The organism is Laceyella tengchongensis (assembly GCF_900182735.1).
Classification (GTDB): Bacteria; Bacillota; Bacilli; order Thermoactinomycetales; family Thermoactinomycetaceae; genus Laceyella; species Laceyella tengchongensis.
In genome coordinates this window covers 578,285-598,503 of record NZ_FXTU01000002.1, presented here as the reverse complement: position 1 = coordinate 598,503, position 20,219 = coordinate 578,285, and the positions used below count along the sequence as shown (strand labels likewise).

Here is a 20,219-nt window from a genome sequence, read left to right as displayed (position 1 = left end):
GGACAAAAGTGTGGTTGCTTTTCTCATGTCTGGAAAAAATAATTGTGCGGCCATGATCGTTGGCATAAGGCCAAGATGGACTGGCAGATCATGAAATTTGATTGAACTGGATGTGAATGGATAAATATGGTAAAGAAAAAAGAGACGATAACCATTTATGATGTGGCCAGGGAAGCGGGCGTATCGATGGCGACCGTTTCCCGCGTGGTGAACGGAAACCCTAATGTGAAACCAGTGACCCGCAAAAAGGTGCTGGATGTCATTCGGCAGTTGGGATACCGGCCCAACGCGGTGGCGCGGGGCCTGGCCAGCAAAAAGACGACCACGGTTGGCGTGGTGATCCCGGATATCTCCAACACCTTTTATGCGGAGTTGACCCGCGGGATCGAAGACATTGCCACCATGTATCATTACAATATCATTCTAAGCAATTCCGATATGAAAAAAGAGAAAGAAATCCAACTGGTTGAGGCGTTGTTGGAGAAGCAGGTGGACGGACTTCTGTTCTTAGGCGGTGAAATCACCGACTCCCACCGCGAAATTTTCGCCGCTAGTACGGTGCCGGTGGTATTGGCCGCCACGCGCGACGAAAGAAGAGAACTCCCCTACGTGACGATTGACCAAATCCAAGCAGCCAAAGAAGCGACCACCATCCTCGTTCATGAGGGGCATGAACAAATCGCCTTCATCGGCGGGCCGCTGACTGATTCGGTGAATGGATACCCGCGCTATGTGGGTTACAAAGAAGCGATCGAAGAAAGCGAAACTTCGTTTGATGAAGCGTTGGTGCGGTTGGGCGATTACCGTTACCGTTCCGGTTATGAGGCGATGAAGAGTCTGCTTGAGAGCCAGCCGGGAGTGAGCGCGGTGTTTGCGGTCAGCGATGAGATGGCGGTAGGGGCGATCCACGCTGTGCAGGATTTAGGTAAGCGCGTGCCGGAGGATGTATCCGTTATCGGCTTTGAGAATATCCCGCTTTCCTCTCAGGTGCGCCCGTTGCTTTCTACGGTCAGCGTGCCTATGTATGACATCGGCGCGGTTGCGATGCGCTTGTTGACCAAGTATATGAATGACGAGCAAGTAGAAAGTGGACAAGTATACCTGCAATACAGCATGGAGCTGAGAAACTCCACCAAACTGAAAGAATGGGAAGATGAGCGCTAAGCGGATCGGCCCGGGGAGAAGAGGGATGAACAGATGAAAGACAACAAAGAAATCATCGGCGTCATCGGCGCCATGGATGAGGAGATTAAAGCATTGCTAAACGCCATGGAGGATGTTCAAGAGCAGGAGCGTTACCGTGTCACTTATTACTCGGGGAAGCTGTGTGACACACCTGTGGTTCTCTGCAAATCCGGCGTGGGCAAAGTGAATGCCGCCGTGTGCACACAAACGCTGATCGACTATTTTCAAGTAGATGCCGTGCTGTTTACTGGAGTCGCGGGTGCTTTGCATCCCGATTTGGACATTGGGGATATCGTCGTTTCCACCGCTTGTCAACAGCATGATATTGATGCCAGCCCGGTCGGTTTTCCGAGAGGGACTGTGCCATTCCAAGACGTGTCGATCTTCCCAGCCGACGAGCAGCTCGTCGCTTGGGCGGTCGAAGCAGGCCACAGTATTTCCGGTGTCAAGGTATTGACGGGCAAAGTCCTGTCTGGTGATCAATTCATCTCTGATGCCGGCAAAGTGCGGGAGTTGCGAGAGCAGTTTGACGGGGCTTGTGTAGAGATGGAAGGGGCTGCCGTCGCCCATGTGTGCCATCTGGCCGATGTGCCATATGTGGTGATCCGCTCTATGTCCGACCGCGCTGATCACACGGCTGATGTAAATTTCGCCGAGTTTACAGAGCTGGCTTCCGAGCGTTCGGCTAGCATGATTCAAGCGATTTTGCGCCTGCGGATGCAGAAATAATTGGATGAGTACTCCCCCTTGTTCCAGGACAAATTAGGTTTAAGAAAGGGGGAGTTTATATGCCAAAAGATGTCTTGTGTGAAGTGAGCAACTGCACTTATTGGGGACAAGGCAACCAGTGCAAAGCGGATGCCATCTATGTGGTCACCCATAAAGAAGAAGCGGAGACGAGCAAGGAAACAGACTGCAAGACATTTAAACCGCAGCATTAAACTCCAACCGGCGGCTGTCTAAGCCGTCGGTTATTTTACTGTGGTAAATTGCTAATATTTATTCATGTGATATAATAATGAAAACTGAAATCGTTTGCAAACAAAGGGAGGCGTGACTTGATGACCCATAAAGAACGCGTGCCAGTCCAAACCACCGGCAACAATATGAGCCGTTATGAAGAGGCGAGGTCCCATTTTGATTGGAAACAAGTGGAGCAGGCATTTTCTTGGCACCACACCGGCAAGGTGAACGCCGCCTATGAAGCCATAGACCGCCATGTGGAAGCGGGGAAGGGAAACAAAACAGCCTTGATCTACAGTGACGCTGTGCGAGAAGAGCGTTACACGTTTTTGCAACTAAAGGAAAAATCCAATCAATTCGGCAATGTGTTGCGCAAGTTGGGCGTCAGTAAAGGGGATCGCGTATTTGTATTTATGCCGCGCACTCCAGAGTTATATGTCAGCGTTTTGGGAACCATCAAAATCGGAGCCATTGTCGGGCCTTTGTTTGAAGCGTTTATGGAAGCGGCCGTCAAGGATCGGCTGGAGAACAGCGAAGCCGTCGCGCTGGTGACGACGCCCTCTTTGTTGGAGCGGGTGCCGGTGGATGCGCTTCCCCATTTAAAACATATCATTTTGGTCGGTGCGGTGGGTGAGCTGGTCGAAGGATATTACAGCTTTGAAGAGGAGATGAGTCAAGCTTCCTCCGATTTGGACATGGAATGGGTCGATCGGGAAGACCCGATGATCATTCATTATACGTCCGGTTCTACAGGGAAACCCAAAGGTGTTTTGCATGTACATAATGCCATGATCCAGCACTACCAGACAGGGAAGTGGGTGCTAGATCTGCAAGATGACGACATTTACTGGTGCACGGCTGATCCGGGCTGGGTGACGGGCACTTCCTATGGGATTTTTGCGCCGTGGCTCAATGGCGTGACCAATGTGGTACGCGGCGGCCGGTTTAGTCCGGATGATTGGTATCAGACATTAGAAAAATACAAGGTAACGGTCTGGTACAGCGCACCGACGGCTTTCCGCATGCTGATGTCGGCGGGGGACAGCGTCGTCAAAAAATATGATCTTTCATCGGTACGGCACGTGCTGAGCGTGGGTGAACCACTGAACCCCGAAGTGGTGCGCTGGGGGCTGAAAACGTACGGCAAGCGTATCCATGACAACTGGTGGATGACGGAGACCGGTGGTATCCTCATCTCCAACTACCCGCAGATGGAGATCAAACCGGGCTCGATGGGTAAGCCTTTCCCCGGTATTCACGCGGCGATCATCGACAACGAAGGGAACGAATTGCCACCGTACACGATGGGGAATTTGGCGATCCGTACTCCGTGGCCGTCGATGATGCGCCAGATCTGGAAAAATCCCGAGAAGTATCAAGAATATTTCCGCATTCCTGGATGGTATGTGTCAGGCGACTCCGCCTACATGGATGAAGACGGGTATTTCTGGTTTCAAGGCCGGCTGGACGATGTGATCAATACATCCGGAGAACGGGTAGGGCCGTTTGAAGTGGAAAGTAAGTTGGTGGAGCATCATGCCGTGGCTGAGGCAGGAGTGATTGGTAAACCGGATGCGATCCGGGGTGAAGTCATCAAAGCGTTCATTGCGTTGCGGGAGGGCTATGAGCCTTCGGAGGAGTTGAAAGAGGAGATCCGCCAATTTGTGAAGACGCGTTTGGCCGCTCATGCTGCCCCGCGTGAGATTGAGTTTAGAGATAAGCTGCCGAAGACACGAAGCGGCAAAATCATGCGCCGGGTGTTGAAAGCCTGGGAGTTGGGTTTACCCACGGGCGATTTGTCTACCATGGAAGATTGAAAAAAAGCACCTTCCCCGGCTCGACGGGGAAGGTGCTACTATTATTGCGGCGTTTCGCCGCCACCATTTTGCGTGTTGTTTTGTCCGTTATCTCCCCCGGTTGGCTGTTGAGGAGATTGATCTCCAGCTGGCTGTTGGGGAGTTTGTCCCGTATTGGGTTGATCTCCTTGCGGAGGAGTCCCTCCTGCCGGAGGTTGTTGTCCTTGGGGTTGTCCCTCTCCCTGTGCGGGCTCTTTCCCAGGTTCCGCATCGGTTTTCGGGACGGCGCGGCCGCATTCAAAACATTTGCCGCTTGTCAATCCGCCTGGATTGTTAAAATTGCTACCCGGTTTAATCAGATCTGGCTTGGTTTGAGCCGCCGCTTTGAACAGGCGAGCCCATGCTTGCTTGGTGAACGTTTCATGTGCGTATTTATAATGTTGATCGTAACCGGACCATACTCCCAGTGACACCTCGGGAGAAAAGCCTACAAACCATAGATCAACATAATTACTGGTGGTTCCCGTTTTACCAGCGATATTGTACCCACCTAATTGTCCACCGATAACTCTAGCCGTACCAGCACGTACAACTTCCCGCATCATTTGCGTCAATTGGTATGTGGCTTGTGGGCTAAAGATTTGTTTTTCTTTAAACTGCTTACTAAATTCATAAATGACATTGCCAGAAGAATCTTCAATTCGCTCGATTAGATGAGGTTTGTTGTATACACCGGAGTTAGCGATCATGGCAAACGCGGCAGTCATTTGAGCCACCGTGTATCCTTTGCTCATTCCACCGAGAGCCGAGGCTTCACCATCCCATTTATGCGGGGGCATGTCCATCTTCCGCAAGTAGTCGAAAGCGTGTTGCACCCCAAGTTTTTTGATCAATTTGATCGCCGGAGTGTTCAACGACCATTGCAAGGCATATGTCGCTGTGACCGGGCCATTTTTGTATTTTCCGTTTGCGTTTTTGTACATCGTACCGTCACCTTTGGGAACGGGTTCATCCCAAATCATCGAATCAGGGGAGATAATGCCATCGTTTAAGGCGGGGCCGTAAACCAACAGCGGTTTGATTGCCGAACCGGGTTGCCGTTCTACTTCAAAAGCGTGATCAAGTTGCGTATCTTTAAAGTCGGTTCCGGAAACAAATGCGAGTACGGAACCGGTTTTATTGTCAATGAGTGTTGCCCCAATTTGCTCTTTGACTTTCTTTCCGTTTTTCCATTTTCCTGGGACATTCATATTTTTGATCGAGTCATTCAAAGCATTATAGAGTTGCTCATCAACGGTAGTATAAATTTTATAACCACCTTTTTTGATGCGGTCACGGTATTCTTTGATATTTGCTTCGTTTTTTTCTGCTTTGTCCTGCTCCATCAAAATATCAACAGCTTCGTTTTCTGTGGCTGTAATGATGTAGGGGTATTTTTCCAATGGATTCACAAAATCAGTTGGTTTGGCTAGGGAGCTTTTAATATCGAATTTAATCGCTTGATCATAGTCAGCTTTCGATATTTTTTTGTTCTCAAGCATTTTAGTCAGAACCAATTTCATCCGTTTTGTCCCTAACCGGATATTGTCATCCCCTCGGAATGGATTGTATGCATTGGGGCGTTGAACCATCCCAGCAATATAAGCCGCTTGTGGCAAACTGAGCTCTTTGACGTCTTTATTGAAGATCCCGCGTGCAGCAGCTACAACGCCATACATGTGTTTTCCGTGAGCACCTTTGCCAAAGTAAACGCTATTCATGTAAGCCACAAAGATTTGCTCTTTGTTGTAATATTTTTCAATTCTTAAGGCATTAATAATTTCAAGGGCTTTCCGTTCTAACGATTTTTCTTGGGTGAAAAGTTCATTTTTCACTAATTGTTGTGTAATGGTACTACCGCCTGTGGTCACTTCACTACCGGAAACTTGTTGCCAAGTTGCACGGATCAGAGATGAAGGAACGATCCCTTTATGTTGATAAAACTCATGGTCTTCGACTGATAAAAAAGCATCAGTCAAATAAGGGGTGACTTCATCCAGTTTTTTGACGAGCTTGCGATCATCAGGGGAGATTAACGCACCAATCGGTTTAGGTGGTTGCTTCCCATCTTCAGATCGGAAATAAGCGTAACTAGTTTGTGACCAACCAGACAATTCTTTGTCGAAATCAGATTTGGTACGTATTTTTTCGTCTTTGGTTAGCGCTGAGACAACTCCTGCACCAACCCCAACAGTGCCAACGGATATAATAGAAATAGTAGCTAAACTAATATATAGAACTTTGCCAATTATTTTTAATGACTTTTTTTTCCCTTTGGCTTTTTGTTTATTGTAAGGGTATTTTTTCATCTTTCGCCCCCCCTTGGTTCCATGCGAAGATAATTATATCACAGGGATATGCATGCTAGGTGTTATACAAATTATGACAATATCTTTTCTGATGAAACAATGATTTTTGATTTTGTATTCATTAATAAAGAGAATGGGAATGTATAGTGAGGATGGATGGTTATACAAGCAAGAGAGCGTGTTTGATGAATATGCCAGCGACTCCAAAACCGTTTTTCTATTCGCTTCATGCGTGGCAAGGCGCTCATTGGGAAAAGGTTTTTCCGCCGCTTCTTTTTAATTTGATGTGCTAGACACGATCAATACCATATTTGGTCATTTGCTGTTGGTGGGCAGTGTTTCATACGGGTACAGCTGATGATTCCGATCTACTCTTTTTTTGCAGGAAATCGGCGGGGAGTGGTTATACAAATAGTGCCGTGTCTGATGAATAGGCCAGCGACTCCAAAACCGTTTTTCTATTCGCTTCATGCGTGGCAAGGCGCTCATTGGGAAAAGGTTTTTCCGCCGCTTCTTTTTAATTTGATGTGCTAGACACGATCAATACCATATTTGGTCATTTGCTGTTGGTGGGCAGTGTTTCATACGGGTACAGCTGATGATTCCGATCTACTCTTTTTTTGCAGGAAATCGGCGGGGAGTGGTTATACAAATAGTGCCGTGTCTGATGAATAAGCCAGCGACTCCAAAACCGTTTTTCTATTCGGCTTTACTTGTGCATTGACACTCATTGGGAAAAGGTTTTTTCGCTACGCATTGCAGTGTAAACAAACAACCCTCCATCCCTTGACGGGTGGAGGGTTGTTTGTTAATCGGGCCTTGGCGGGATCAATCCCGATTGGGTGGGCGCGGCGGGAAAGTGGGTCTTTGATTGCCATCCCCAGGTTCGCCACCGGGATTGTCACCAGGTCCGTCGCCAGGATTGTCACCGGGGCCGTCTCCCGGATTGTCGCCAGGGTTGTCACCGGGCTCATCGCCAGGTTCGTTACCAGGCTCGTTACCGGGATTGTCGCCAGGCTGGTTTGGCTTTCTCTGCTTCTGTTCTTCTTCCTCTTTCTTCTTTTGCTTCGACAAGTAGTCGTTGATGGCGCCGCAATCCAAGCAGGAGATGTTGTCTCTTAGGCCGCCGGGCGATTGGAACCGGGCGTTTTTGTCAAAGTATTCTGGTGCGGCAGCTGCAGCGGCTTTAAAGATATTGACCCACGCCCGCTTGGTGAATTTGTCGTTATGGGACATGCGGAAGTTATGGTCATACCCGCCCCAGGCGCCGATGGTGATGTTTGGCGTGGAACCGATGAACCACAGGTCTTTGTCGTCGCTGGTCGTTCCTGTTTTGCCGGCAAGGTCATACCCGTATACGCGGGAACCGATATAGACCCCGGTGCCCTGGGTGACGACAGTGCGCAGCATTTTGATCATCTGGTAGGAGGTTTGCGGCGAGAAGACCTGTTTTTGTTCTGCTTGGTGCTCATAGATGGTGTTGCCGTTCGCATCGGTGATCTTGGCGATCAGATGAGGGGAATTGTATCTCCCTTCATTGGCGAACGTAGCAAACGCGGCAGTGATCTTATCCACGGTGTAGCCACGGTATTGCCCACCGATGGCCGCCGCTTCCGTGTCATTTTTGTGGGGAGGGATGTTCAGTTTGCGTAAGTAATCGAAACCCACATTGTGGCCCATTTTGTTAAATGTTTTGATGGCCGGGATGTTGAACGAATACGTGAGCGCTTTGGTTACTGTCACGGGGCCGTAGTATTTGTTGGCCGCGTTCTCGTAATAGCCAGAGCCGTCTGCTTTTGGATATTTCTCGTCCAGAATGAGGGTAGAGGGGCTGATAATCCCTTCTTCCATCGCTGGGCCGTACACGATGAGCGGCTTGATGGCCGAGCCGGGCTGGCGGTAAGCGTCAAGTGCGTGGTTTAGCTTCCCTTTGTTGTTGGAAGTGGGTACAAATGCCAGCACTGAGCCGGTGCGGTTGTCTAAGACCACGGCGCCCAGCTGTTCTTGCTCTTTCACTCCTTTGTAAGTGCGAGTGTGAAAGGTCAGCCCTTTGCTAGCGGCGGCGTTGATGGCGTCGTACATCGGTTTGTCGATGGTGCTGTAGATGTGGTAGCCGCGCGTCAGCACTTGTTCGATGTAGTGGTTCAAAGTCGCCAGGTATTTCCCTTCCTGACTCAGTTTTTCAATGTCCAAGCCGTCCTTCTTCATCAGGATTTCGGCTGCTTCCTCTTCCAGAGCGTACATGATGTATGAGTAGTTGGTGTAGCCGTTGCTCTCTTTATTGGGCTTGGCTAGGGATTGTTTGATGTCAAAGCTTAGAGCTTTATTATATTCTTCTTTGGTGATTTTATTGTTTTCTAGCATTTTATCCAACACGAGCCTCATGCGCTTTTTGCCGCGGGTGAGGTTTTTTTCGCCCCCAAAGGGGTTGTAATCATTGGGTCGTTGCACCATGCCGGCGATATAGGCGGATTGGGCCAGATTTAAGTCTTTGGGGTCTAAGTTGAACAAGCCTTTGGCCGCAGCCTGTACGCCATGAAGTCGCTGTTTGTTGGCCCCATTGCCAAAAAAGACAGAGTTCATATAATAAGTTAGAATTTCATCTTTTTCATACATGGCATCGAGCCGGATGGCCAAAATGATTTCTTTCGCCTTCCGCTCGAGGTCTTTGTCGAAGTCTTTCAGGATGACGTTTTTGACGAGCTGTTGCGTGATCGTGCTTCCGCCGGTGCTCACCTCGGACTTGGCCAGTTGCTGGTATGATGCACGTAATAGCGATCGGGGAACCACGCCTTTGTGCTTGTAAAAGTCGCGGTCTTCGACGGAGATAAAGGCATCCACCAGATACTTGCTCACATCGTTTTTGGATTGAATCAGTTTGCGCATGTCGCCACCATTGCGAAACGCGCCGATTCTCAAGGGTTGGCCTTGTCCGTCTTGGGTTTGGAAGTAAGCGTAGCTGTTTTGGAACAGACTGTCCAAATCCTTTTGAAAATCTTCTTTGGTGCGGATCGGCTCATCCTTCACCATGGCGGACACGATCCCCGCCCCGACTCCGATTCCCGCCGCAACCAAAATCAGTGCGACGGCGAATAAGACGTAAAGGGCCCCAAGGATTTTCTTGAATATGCGAGTATTGGAACTCTTGCGAGAACGCCGCATTTGGTGTTTATCCATTCACTTGATACCCTCCTCGTTCTAGGGTAATATTATAGCATAATCGCATGTTACAAGCCCCTGACTCGTCAGGTAACATATTGAAAAGCTGTGAACAAGCGCAGTAGTCGATGGATGGAATCCATGTCAGAGAGCTGGTGGTTGGTGCGAACCAGTGGACCGCTATCGATGAATTACACTTGGGAGCTGATGCCGGCCTAAGGGCGCCGGCGTACGGAGCGATCCGTTATGCAATGAGGGGAAAGCCAATTCGTGCTTTCAATTAGGGTGGTACCGCGGAAATAAACTCCGTCCCTTTTGGGGGGCGGGGTTTTTTATATTTCAAAAAGGTTGGTGGTAAACATGGGTACGCAAGAGCAAGCGATGAAGCCTGAAGTTCAGGCAGAATTGGAGAAACAACTGAAGATAATTCAACGCGGAGCGGCAGAAATCCTTCCAGCAGAAGGATTGATTGCCAAATTGCGCCGTTCGATTGAAACGGGAGAGCCGCTCAAGGTTAAATTGGGTTTGGACCCGACTGCACCGGACCTGCACATCGGCCACACGGTGGTCTTCAACAAGCTGCGCGACTTTCAGAAGTTGGGCCACATTGTGCAACTGGTTATCGGTGATTTCACGGCCCAAATCGGCGACCCGACAGGCAAGTCGGAGACGCGCAAACAGTTGACGGAAGCGGAAGTGAAGGAAAACGCCAAGACGTACACCGAGCAATTGTTCAAAGTGTTGGACCCGGACAAGACGGAAATCCACTTCAACAGCTCTTGGTTGAGCCCGCTCACTTTTGCCGATGTGACATTCCTCGCTTCCAAGTGCACGGTGGCTCGCATGTTGGAGCGAGATGACTTCTCCAAGCGTTACCAAAGTGGGCAAGCGATCAGCATTCATGAATTTTTCTACCCGCTCATGCAAGGATACGACTCGGTGGCGCTCAAAAGCGATATCGAGTTAGGTGGAACGGACCAGACCTTCAACCTGCTCATGGGGCGCCAACTACAAAAAGAATATGCGCAAGAGGAACAAGTGATTCTCACCATGCCGTTGTTGGAAGGATTAGACGGCGTGAAGAAGATGAGCAAAAGCTTGGGCAACTACATCGGGGTGGATGAGGAACCCAACAACATGTACGGCAAGGCGATGTCTATCCCAGATGAGCTGATGGTGAAATACTTTGAACTGGCCACGGATCTGTCGCTGGAGGAGTTAGAGGAACTGAAGCAAGGATTGGCTGAAGGAACCATCCACCCGCGGGATGCCAAGATGCGCCTCGGTCGCACGCTGGTGCGGATGTACCACGGCGAACAAGCGGCGCAAGAAGCTGAGCACCACTTCAAGACCGTGTTCCAACAGCGTGACTTGCCGGATGACATGCCCGAAGTGCAGGTCAATGCCGCCGACTTGGAGGATGGACGGATGTGGATTGTCGCCTTGCTCAGCAAATTGGGGCTAGTGGCCACCAATGGAGAAGGTCGCCGCATGATCCAGCAAGGGGGCGTGCGTATCAACCAAGAGAAAGTGACAGACCCGCAGGCAAAAGTGGAAGTGCAAGATGGGATGGTTGTGCAAGTGGGCCGGCGAAAGTTTGCCAAAGTGATCTTGGGTTGACGTAATTCAAGGTAGGTACAATCCGATCCCGATACCAGGACGGCATGCCGATGGAGGGTCGCCTCCGTCGGCTTGTTTGTCCCGGTGTGATGACAAACTTGCGTCATGGTGCCAAATCTGGATAAATAAATCATCATCCTTTTACCGATTTTTCTTATTTTTCAGTATAATGTAGGTGAGATTAAATTCCGTCTAAAAGGATGGGGATGATTTATTTTGGCGAAGCGAAGCGATAAAGGATTGCAATCGCATGATCATGGACTGCGGGTGTGGGAGAAGTTGCACCATGAGTATTGGCATGAAGAGTTGATGGAAGAGATCAAGGCTGAATTGGAGGAAGCGGTGGCTAAAATGGAAGCCCACATGGATGAGGAATGTGTGTGCGGGGACAGTCGGCTGGATGTAGCGTTTTATCGAGAAATGCTGTCATTGGTACAGACAGGGCTTCACGAGCGCAACTTTCGGGTCTTGCCGTTCGTAGAAGAATCCTTGCGTCGGTATGTGGAGGCGAAGCTGTCTGATCACAAGTGCCTCCGCCATCTTCTGAAGACGCGACACCGTTGGGGACGGGATGTGTTAAACCAAACGCATGGCTGCTAACTGACGCTCAACTACTAGGAGAAACATGCCGGCTCCGCCTCCGGCCCTTCAGAAGGCGGAGCTGACCCTTAATATTCTACAAAGAATGGGTGTTTGCGTTCATCTAAACAGTAGAGAATCCGTTGTTTAATATGGCGCCATGTGACGAGACGCATCGCTGTTTCAACCGGGAAATAACCAGCATCTTCGCATTCATCGCTATCGGTGGAGATGCGACCGCCGATAGGTTTGCCGATGAATAGCAAGTTGCAGATATTCGATCGCACATTTTGGAATATGCCGCAGTATTTGACGAGTTTGATGTGGACCCCGGTATCTTCCTTGACCTCGCGAATGGCGGCAAGGCGGATGGATTCATTCTCTTTTACTTGACCACCGGGAAGCTCCCAACCGCGTTGAGGATGTTTGACAAGCAGGATTTCCGCGTCATAGTTGAGGATCAGCACATATGCGGCGAGAATATGTTTAGGTGGTGTCACAGGGATCACCTAACCTTTGGGGATTTTGGAAAACGTTCTAATCGGTATGAAAAAGGGGATTGGGGTTCAGCACCGGGTAACGGCGCAAAAAAAGCGATATCTGATTCGAACAAGGTTTTTGAATGTTGAAACAACGGTAAGGCAAAGGAATGAAGGGATGGAGGATGGGATGGGGTGGTGAGAAGAGAAACGAACCCCTGTATCTATATTTTAACAAAAATTGCTAATGAGTTATATATAGAAAGGGATAAATATATGTAAAATAAGATTCATAGTCCTCGCTGACACTTAGTAACCATGAAAAAACGGCTGATCCATGGGATCAGCCGTTTTTTTATCAAATCCCCCAACTTAGCGGGAGTAGAACTCAACGATCATGGTTTCGTTGATTTCGGATGGCATTTCGGAACGCTCTGGCAGGCGGTTGTAGGTAGCCTCCAGTTTGTTCTCATCGAAAGACATGAACTCAGGCAGGTATTGACGCTCTTCCAGAGCTTCTTTGATGATGCTCAGATTGCGGCTTTTTTCACGCAATCCGATCACTTCGCCAGGTTGTACTTGGTAAGACGGACGGTCGAGCTTTTTGCCGTTTACCGTGATGTGGCCATGCACCACCAATTGGCGGGCTTGGGCGCGGGTGCGGGCGAAACCAGCGCGGTAAACGAGGTTGTCAAGGCGAGATTCCAGGAGTTTCATGAAGTTTTCACCATGAATCCCTTTCATTTTGCCTGCGCGCACAAACAAGTTGCGGAATTGTTTTTCGCCCACGCCGTACATCAGGCGCAGTTTTTGTTTTTCTTGAAGCTGAAGTCCGTACTCACTTAATTTTTTGCGTTGGCCTGGTCCGTGTTGACCTGGGGCATATGGGCGTTTAGCCAACTCTTTGCCGGTGCCGGAAAGAGAGATGCCCAGGCGACGGCTCAGTTTCCATGTTGGTCCAGTGTAACGTGCCATTGTTATTGCTCCTTTCATCATTTGCATTTGTTTCTTGCAAATGACAGGGTGCTGACTCGCTAACGTTATCCGCGCCTTCCGGATAGCGGCGAAAGGCCGGACACCCATGAAGTGCTCATGGGGCGAATCAGTGAGGGTGATCCTCTCACCTATCGTTTGCATGCTATCCTCAAATTCCCTTGGAGGCAGTTTGAGCCATACAAAGAATAATTATAGGGGAAATCTAGGAAAAGTCAATGTGCCAGCGGCTTGTTCCGGCTGTTAATTTTCGTCAGCTACGGCCCGCTCTTTGGGCGGAGTGACCCGCACGTAGTGAATGGGCATGCCTCGGGAAGAGAACTTATCTTCGTATTCTGTGGTGATGTTGATGGCGGCATAAGGGCTGTGGTGCAGATCGCGGCTGATTTCGATCACTTCCCATCCCCGCTCTTGAAATTCTTCCAACGAGAAGTCGAATAGGGAGACACTGTCCGTTTTTAAGATCAGGTCGCCGGCCGGCGCCAACACTTGTTCATATAAATTAAGAAACCGGCGGTAAGTTAAGCGACGCTTGGCATGCCGCTTTTTGGGCCAAGGATCGCTGAAGTGCAGATAGATGCGGTCAATTTCACCGGTTGCGAAAATGTCGGTCAAGTTTTCCACATCGGCCCATACATAGCGGAGGTTGGTGTTCTCGGTAGCTTCACCCTTGCGGACAGCCTGCAAGAGCGGCTCTTCAATCCGTTCCACCCCGATCCAATTGATATCAGGCCGCAATGTCGATGCTTTGGCCAGGAATTGGCCTTTCCCCGTGCCAAGCTCTACATGGAGCGGATGGGTTTCATGAGGGAAGACGGAGCGCCACTGGCCTTGCATCTGCCCTTTGTTGTCCTCTGTTGGGGTGAAGACAAGGGGATGTTCCATCAATTTTTGCTTTGCTTCAGGTTTTCTTCTTAATCTCATCGTTAGCCTCAACCATTCTACCAAGTATTTTCGTGTTTTATTATAAACGGGCGGAACACGGAAAACAAAAGATTTATCAAGACAAGGTCGGAGCATAGAGATCCAAAGACGACCAAAGTAACAAACTTCAAATATCCGACGAAATACCCTAGTAGAAAAAGTCTAGGCAGAACTGTCTAGAAGACAGTTTCAGATTGTAGACAAGCCAACAAAAAAGCCACCGAAGAGGTGGCAAAGGAGAGCTGGAGTCGATGCATGTGCCTTGGAACTGATTTTAAACGCGGGCGAAGGTAATGGGATATTCGTGAACGCCATAGAGGAACGGCGCGGGATTGATTACAAGGTTCGTCCCTTCTTTCAAACGCAAGTTCGCCATGCGTCCCAAAATGGTTTCAAAGGCGATTCTCGCTTCCAAACGGGCCAGGGGAGCACCCAAGCAAAAGTGGATGCCTTTGCCGAAAGACAGATGGGGATTTGGCGAGCGATCCACTTTAAAGCGGTCAGGTTTAGCAAATTTGCGTGGATCGCGGTTAGCTGCGGCAAGCCAGACTGTTACGGTGTCGCCTTGGCGGATTTGCTGACCGCGGATTTCCGCATCTTGTTTGGCGATTCGTGCCTGTCCCAGCACGGGCGAGTAATACCGCAATGTTTCTTCGACAAAGCTAGGGATCAAAGCCGGATCTTGTTTCAACGTCGATTGCAGTTCTGGCTGTTCTGTCAACACGCGGATTCCGTGCGTAATCAAATTGGTGGTGGTTTCATTGCCGGCAACGAGCAGGAGGATGCAGAAATCCACAATCTCTTTGTCGGTCAGTTTTTCCCCATCGATTTCCGCATGCAGAAGAGACGTGATCAAATCTGCTTGCGGTTCTTGCCTGCGTTTGGCCATCATGCTCAAGAAGTATTGAGTTAATTCCTGGTTTACTCGCTTATGTTCAGCGGCAACGGCTTCGTATTCTTCTTGGGAATCGCCGCTCACTCCTTTGACGACGGTGTCGGACCATTCTTTAAAGATGAGACGGTCTTCCTTGGGCACCCCCAACATTTCGGCAATAATGATGACGGGCAACGGAGCGGCCAAGTCGTGAATCATGTTCATATGACCTTGATCAAGCACTTGGCTCAGCAAGTCATTGGCCAATTCCCGGATTTTAGTCTCCTGATTTTGCATGGCTTTGGGCGAAAAGGCTTTGCTGACTAGATTGCGCATATGGTTGTGGCGCGGCGGGTCCATGGTGAGAATATCATCGTGTTCGACTGTCCTTTTTCGTTCGGAGGAAAAAAGATCATGGTTGCGCAGGATCGCATCAACATCTTCATAGAGGAAAACATCCCAACATTGCCGATTTTCGTCATAACGAACGGGCGTACTTTCACGCAGTTCGTTCAATACAGAAAAAGGAAACAATCTCTTTTCTGGTGAATCCAATTCTTTCATAAAGAAAGTACCGGCGGTAATTTGTTTTTTCATGTGGTTCCATTCTCCTTTTATAGGTATGGATTCTGGGTGCCTGATAATGGAGGTAAATGCAATTGCAAACGTAAGGTTTTATGATCCCCCCTTCCCGGGCGTTTTAGTAAGCGATCACTCACTAAAACGCCCGGGAAAAGGGCTACATGCGTAGCCCCAACAAACCATAGAAACGTGACCGAATCTCTTGCAAATAGTCGGCTGGAGATTTGGGATGAACCAAACCGATTTGGTTGATGCGGATCAAATTTAAGACAGCGCCAAAAAAGAGGGTGGATGTGAGCTTAACGTCTTGCGGCGGAAGCTCCCCGCTTTTGATGCCGCTATCCAGAAAGTCGCTCATGGCATGAAGCGGCAGGCGTTTGTCCTGCAAGGTGCTGACCAAATAAAGGTAGCGCTCCCCCAACAACAATAAGCCAAACGGATTGGCATCATGCTGGTCGATAATCGCCAAGAGCAACTGATCAAAGCGTTCCCGGAAGGAAAGGGGCTCTGCTCCGATCCGATCGATGAGTTCGGCGTAGCGAATCAGATATTGTGTCAAAAGTTCTTTGATTAACTCGTCTTTGCTGGAAAAGTGCTTATAAATTGCCGAGTCGGTAACACCCGCTTCTTTCCCTATATCCCGGACGGATGTTTCAGAAATGCCCTTGAGGGCAAACAATCGCTCGGCGGCTTGCACAATCTCGTCCCGTTTGCTGTCTATATGTTTGCGTCTCATACCTTTATTGTAAGCGATCGCTCACTAAAAAGTCAATCATCGACTTTTCGGACAATTTTTAAACGAAAACAACCAAGTACCTGTTTTACAAAGAGGTATGCACGATTTGAAGAGGGGAAGACTTGATTGTCCTCACTTTCGGAACAGTTCATATTACAAAGCAAGTCTCTACATGAAATTATGTATATTATTTGTCACTTTATATTTTATTTACTATTTTTTAATCGGACATATAATAAAATTATCTATAAGTTAATAGGTAATTATTTACAATTGGTCTGGGGGATAAAGGTGAAAAATGAGAAAAAGCAGCCCGAAGAGAAGAATGATTTTCTCTGATGCTTTGGCTTAGCCATTCACCAGACACGCCCTACGCGCGCCTTGCTTTTTCCCCGCGCCCATGTGATGATAAAACCAAAATGGTGCGAGCGGAGGCTTGGTCAGATGTCTTTCCAAAATGCGATGCAACCCCGTTTGGCGGAGTTTTTCCAGCGCGCGATCCGGCAAAACAAGCTGGCGCACGCGTTTATTTTTCACGGTAAGCCGGGGACAGGCAAAAGGGAATTGGCGTTGGAATTGGCGAAAGCCGTCAATTGTGAAGAGAGCAAGGGGGACCCGTGCGACCGCTGTCCCTCATGCCTGCAAATTGCCCACGGAAACCATCCCGATGTGGTGACCATCCAGCCGGACGGGAATGTGATCAAAATCGCCCAGGTGAGGGAGCTGCAAGCCAAGTTCAAATACAGCGCGCGCCAAGGCATCACCCGTGTCGCCGTGCTGGAACAGGCAGACAAGATGCGCGATGAAACGGCCAACAGCCTGTTGAAATTCATTGAAGAACCCAGCTTCCCCATGGTGGTGGTGTTGATTACGGAGAATTTGTCCGATTTGCTTCCCACCATCCAATCCCGGTGCCAACGCATCCGCTTTCCCGAACTTTCCCCGGAGCAAAAGCGTCAGAAACTGGCGGAGGACGGTCTGCCGGCTAAAGTGGCGAGTGTGTTGGCCAACCTGCCAGGAAAAGTGGATATGGGGGAATTTGACCCGCAAGCGTTTGAAGAGATGTGCCGGCGGATCATTGACTGGGGCAACCAAATTTTGGCCGGGCAAATGAGCGCGCTGTTGACCCCGACTGAAAAATGGTTTCAAACCGAAGTGGAGCAAGGGCGTGCGGAGCAGCTTCTCGATGTCCTGCTCCTTTGGTATCGCGATGTACTTATGCATGTGACGGTAGATGGAGCGCGTGTTTTCCGGGAGTGGGAGGTGCGCTTTCCCGACCGGTACGGGCAGGATAAATTGTTGTTGGCGATGGATAATGTCATGATCGCCCGTCGGTTGATGATTCGACCGCAATACAGCAACCAGAGCATTATCGAGCAGATGGTCATGTCGATTCAAGAAGGGCGGCTGACCATGGAGAACGGTTGGCAACTGATCTCGCTGTCCAAGGTTTGAGAACTGGGCTCTTTTGTGAAAGAGCCCGGTTTTTTATGCCAGACGTGCGCGACTGATGGCAAAAACACGTGATCAGAGAGGGGGAAGCCGTAGACTGAAAAATCGGGCGCGGGGCACTTTTATCAATAGGTTCAATATATAATATTATGAGAAAGGTAAATCATATAGCAGAGAGGAAGACGAGGATGGAAACCCATGTATTTCTAGTGCGCCATGGCGTCACCGAGTGGAACCAAACGAAGCGCTATCAAGGGCAGCAGAATGTGCCGTTGAGCGAGCTGGGGCGGCAACAAGCTGAACGGGTTGCCTCCTACTTGGCCGATCAGCCGTTTGCCGCCATTTACTCCAGTGATTTGGAGCGGGCTCATGAAACCGCGAGGTGCATCGCGGCCAAACAGGGGATATCCGTCACTTGTTTTTCCGAATTTCGCGAGCGCTACGGTGGAGAATGGGAAGGGCGCACGGTGGAAGAAGTGTTGCGGGAGTACACTGACTGGGAGACGGTGCGGCTGACGGGTGGCGTGTACGGAGTGGAACCCACCATAGCGGTGCAGGAGCGGTTTGTACGCAAGTGTGAAGAATTGGTGCGTAAGCACCGCGGCGAACGGATTCTGATTGTGGCCCATGGCATGTGTATTACCGCCGCGTTAGGCGTGTTGACTCAAGGAGAAATCGACTTTGGGAAAACCAGGCTAGATAATACGGCCATTTCACATCTGACCCATCATGAATTGGATGGGTGGAAATTGCGGTCATTTAACCAGACCCCTCACTTGGAAGCAGAATAGAAGTCCGGCCCGACCAACATGCGCAGATGGCCTGGTAACACTTGCAGGCGAGTGGGGGTGAACGTATTTTTCTCCCCGTCGCAGTCCACCTTCAAGCTCGGTTTCGTGATGACTTCGAGGTGGGAAGTCTTGAACGAAATCAACCCTTCGGCACTCGGCTTTTCCGTTGTGAACAGCGAATAGGTGAGCGAAGTGACAGCGGAGAGCGAGAGTTCTTTGAAGATCAAGACGTCCAACAACCCATCATTGACTTGGCTGTGTGGGAAATACGCTTCCACTCCGCCGACATAGGAACCGTTTCCCACCAGTACCATTACTGCTTCGCCTTTGTAATGCACCCCATCTCCGTTTACTTCCACGTGGAAGCTTCGTTGCTCTTGGATCGTGTGTAAGGCACTCAAGTAATAGGCGATGCGGCCAAACTGCTTTTTTATTTCGCTGTCGATCTGTTCAGACACTTGCGTGATCAGCCCGATACCCCAGAAGTTAAGAAAATAGCGGTCGTCATGCTTGCCGACATCGATTGCTTCTACCCTGCCTTTAAGCAAGGTCTCCACCGCCTCGTCAATGGTTTGGGGAATGCCGAGCGTACGCGAAAAATCATTACAAGTGCCCGCGGGTAAGATGCCGAACACCGGGCGCCTTTCTAACTGGCTTAAGGCATTGATGCATTCATGTACGGTGCCGTCTCCCCCAGCGGCGATAATGAGGTCGACGTCCGCCGCCTGCGAGGTGATGGCCCTGGCTCCATCACCGGGGTGGTTGGTGTGGACCACTTCAATCGATCCCAACGCATGGCGGAACTTGGAGAAGAGTCGGCCGATATGTTGGGAGAATTCATTGTTTCCGGCATGGGGGTTGATGAGGAGCAACGTCTTGTCAAATCTCATGATGTTGTTCACCTCTGTCTAGGAATTAGCTATATCTTCCCCGCGATTGGGCTGGATCAAACGGTTCGGTCAACGGGTGGAAGTCACTGGCTAGACGCATGAGCGTGAAGGGGCCGGCTTATTCCAAGTTAGATTACCACAAGCGTCTGGGATTCCGCCATCCGTTCGCCAGCAACCTTAGGCTCCGTTAGGAGTGACTGATAGATCAATTTGAAGTGAATGGGAAAACGGTTTTGGAGTCGCTGGCTTTTCACCAGATACGCGCTAGCCGGATGCCCCGACGCACGAGTCGGGGTTGCTTGCTAACCCTTTTTTGATTCGTTAATATAAAGTAAGACATAAAACAGTTGACAAGGTAGGAAAGCGCGATGACATTGGAAACCTTATATCAAGAGATGCAAGACTTGACCCCATCGGAAGTGAAGACGATCCACAAATTGGTGCAAGCTTTGAAACGCACTCGTGTCAGCCCGCTTGCCTATATCGAAGAGATGATGAATTTTCAAGTGCTCGGTTATGATGCAGACAAAGGAGTTTACTTGCACCGCATGTGCATCACCGATGAATTGCGCAACCGCTTCAGCATGTTGCACGGTGGCGTGACGGCGACGTTTATTGACACGGCGATGGGTTCGACCGTCATCCAAGCCGAGGGGAGCCAGGCGAAAGCGGTGACGCTGGATTTGAACGTGCATTTCCTCGCGCCGGGCGAAACGGGATGGCTGACGGCGGAAACGTCCGTCATCAAAAAGGGAAAAACCATCATCGTGATGGAGACGAAAGTAACCGACGAGCGGGAAAAGTTAATCGCGACAGCTTCCTCAACCTTTTTTCGCTTGAAGTAGGTG

The 20,219-nt window shown here is 49.8% G+C and carries 17 protein-coding genes and 1 other annotated feature; of the genes, 9 read left to right on the top strand and 8 right to left on the bottom strand.

Annotated features, from left to right (window positions below):
* Positions 1-126 precede the first annotated feature (126 nt).
* From ccpA to acsA, 4 genes are all read left to right on the top strand, one after another.
* Entirely contained in the window at positions 127-1,164 is a 1,038-nt protein-coding gene (gene ccpA / locus QQZ12_RS06565; RefSeq protein WP_154986493.1) for a catabolite control protein A, read from the top strand.
* A gap of 33 nt (positions 1,165-1,197) precedes the next feature.
* Complete coding sequence (locus QQZ12_RS06560) at positions 1,198-1,914, top strand: 5'-methylthioadenosine/adenosylhomocysteine nucleosidase (protein ID WP_284724133.1); 717 nt, start codon at positions 1,198-1,200, stop codon at positions 1,912-1,914.
* 59 nt (positions 1,915-1,973) lie between these two features.
* Entirely contained in the window at positions 1,974-2,126 is a 153-nt protein-coding gene (locus QQZ12_RS06555) for a DUF1540 domain-containing protein (RefSeq protein ID WP_022736869.1), read from the top strand.
* 120 nt (positions 2,127-2,246) lie between these two features.
* On the top strand, positions 2,247-3,965 hold the full coding sequence (gene acsA, locus QQZ12_RS06550; protein ID WP_284724132.1) for an acetate--CoA ligase: 1,719 nt from the start codon (positions 2,247-2,249) through the stop codon (positions 3,963-3,965).
* 41 nt (positions 3,966-4,006) lie between these two features.
* On the opposite strand, the gene QQZ12_RS06545 is transcribed toward acsA, so the two are convergent.
* Together QQZ12_RS06545 and QQZ12_RS06540 are read right to left on the bottom strand one after the other, a co-directional pair.
* Entirely contained in the window at positions 4,007-6,292 is a 2,286-nt protein-coding gene (locus tag QQZ12_RS06545) for a transglycosylase domain-containing protein (protein ID WP_102993154.1), read from the bottom strand.
* Positions 6,293-7,120: 828 nt separating this feature from the next.
* A complete protein-coding gene (locus QQZ12_RS06540) occupies positions 7,121-9,469 on the bottom strand; it encodes a transglycosylase domain-containing protein (protein ID WP_102993153.1) in 2,349 nt (782 codons plus the stop codon).
* An 81-nt stretch (positions 9,470-9,550) separates the two neighbouring features.
* Positions 9,551-9,768: a binding site (T-box leader), on the top strand.
* Between the two features lie 43 nt (positions 9,769-9,811).
* Here QQZ12_RS06540 and tyrS point away from each other — a divergent pair.
* Positions 9,812-11,071, top strand: a complete 1,260-nt coding sequence (gene tyrS / locus QQZ12_RS06535) for a tyrosine--tRNA ligase (protein ID WP_102993152.1) — start codon at positions 9,812-9,814, stop codon at positions 11,069-11,071.
* A gap of 216 nt (positions 11,072-11,287) precedes the next feature.
* Positions 11,288-11,671, top strand: coding sequence for a hypothetical protein (locus tag QQZ12_RS06530; protein WP_102993151.1), 384 nt, complete (start codon positions 11,288-11,290; stop codon positions 11,669-11,671).
* A gap of 68 nt (positions 11,672-11,739) precedes the next feature.
* On the opposite strand, the gene QQZ12_RS06525 is transcribed toward QQZ12_RS06530, so the two are convergent.
* From QQZ12_RS06525 to QQZ12_RS06505, 5 genes are all read right to left on the bottom strand, one after another.
* Positions 11,740-12,150 (bottom strand): NUDIX hydrolase, encoded by a 411-nt coding sequence (locus QQZ12_RS06525; protein ID WP_102993150.1) that lies wholly within the window; start codon positions 12,148-12,150, stop codon positions 11,740-11,742.
* Between the two features lie 351 nt (positions 12,151-12,501).
* Positions 12,502-13,104 (bottom strand): 30S ribosomal protein S4, encoded by a 603-nt coding sequence (gene rpsD / locus QQZ12_RS06520; protein WP_022736862.1) that lies wholly within the window; start codon positions 13,102-13,104, stop codon positions 12,502-12,504.
* A gap of 261 nt (positions 13,105-13,365) precedes the next feature.
* Entirely contained in the window at positions 13,366-14,046 is a 681-nt protein-coding gene (gene trmB / locus QQZ12_RS06515) for a tRNA (guanosine(46)-N7)-methyltransferase TrmB (protein ID WP_284724131.1), read from the bottom strand.
* A gap of 274 nt (positions 14,047-14,320) precedes the next feature.
* Entirely contained in the window at positions 14,321-15,517 is a 1,197-nt protein-coding gene (locus QQZ12_RS06510) for a cytochrome P450 (RefSeq protein WP_102993148.1), read from the bottom strand.
* A gap of 142 nt (positions 15,518-15,659) precedes the next feature.
* On the bottom strand, positions 15,660-16,238 hold the full coding sequence (locus QQZ12_RS06505) for a TetR/AcrR family transcriptional regulator (protein WP_102993147.1): 579 nt from the start codon (positions 16,236-16,238) through the stop codon (positions 15,660-15,662).
* A 444-nt stretch (positions 16,239-16,682) separates the two neighbouring features.
* Here QQZ12_RS06505 and holB point away from each other — a divergent pair, with 444 nt between their 5' ends.
* A complete protein-coding gene (gene holB / locus QQZ12_RS06500) occupies positions 16,683-17,693 on the top strand; it encodes a DNA polymerase III subunit delta' (RefSeq protein ID WP_284724130.1) in 1,011 nt (336 codons plus the stop codon).
* A 185-nt stretch (positions 17,694-17,878) separates the two neighbouring features.
* Positions 17,879-18,481: a histidine phosphatase family protein gene (locus QQZ12_RS06495; protein WP_284724129.1), complete on the top strand. Its 603-nt coding sequence runs from the start codon at positions 17,879-17,881 to the stop codon at positions 18,479-18,481.
* Here the strand turns inward: QQZ12_RS06495 and QQZ12_RS06490 are convergent.
* Complete coding sequence (locus QQZ12_RS06490; RefSeq protein WP_102993143.1) at positions 18,463-19,371, bottom strand: diacylglycerol/lipid kinase family protein; 909 nt, start codon at positions 19,369-19,371, stop codon at positions 18,463-18,465. The genes QQZ12_RS06495 and QQZ12_RS06490 overlap by 19 nt on opposite strands.
* Positions 19,372-19,739: 368 nt before the next feature.
* Between QQZ12_RS06490 and QQZ12_RS06485 the strand changes: the two genes are divergently transcribed.
* Entirely contained in the window at positions 19,740-20,216 is a 477-nt protein-coding gene (locus QQZ12_RS06485; protein WP_022736857.1) for a PaaI family thioesterase, read from the top strand.
* Positions 20,217-20,219 lie beyond the last annotated feature (3 nt).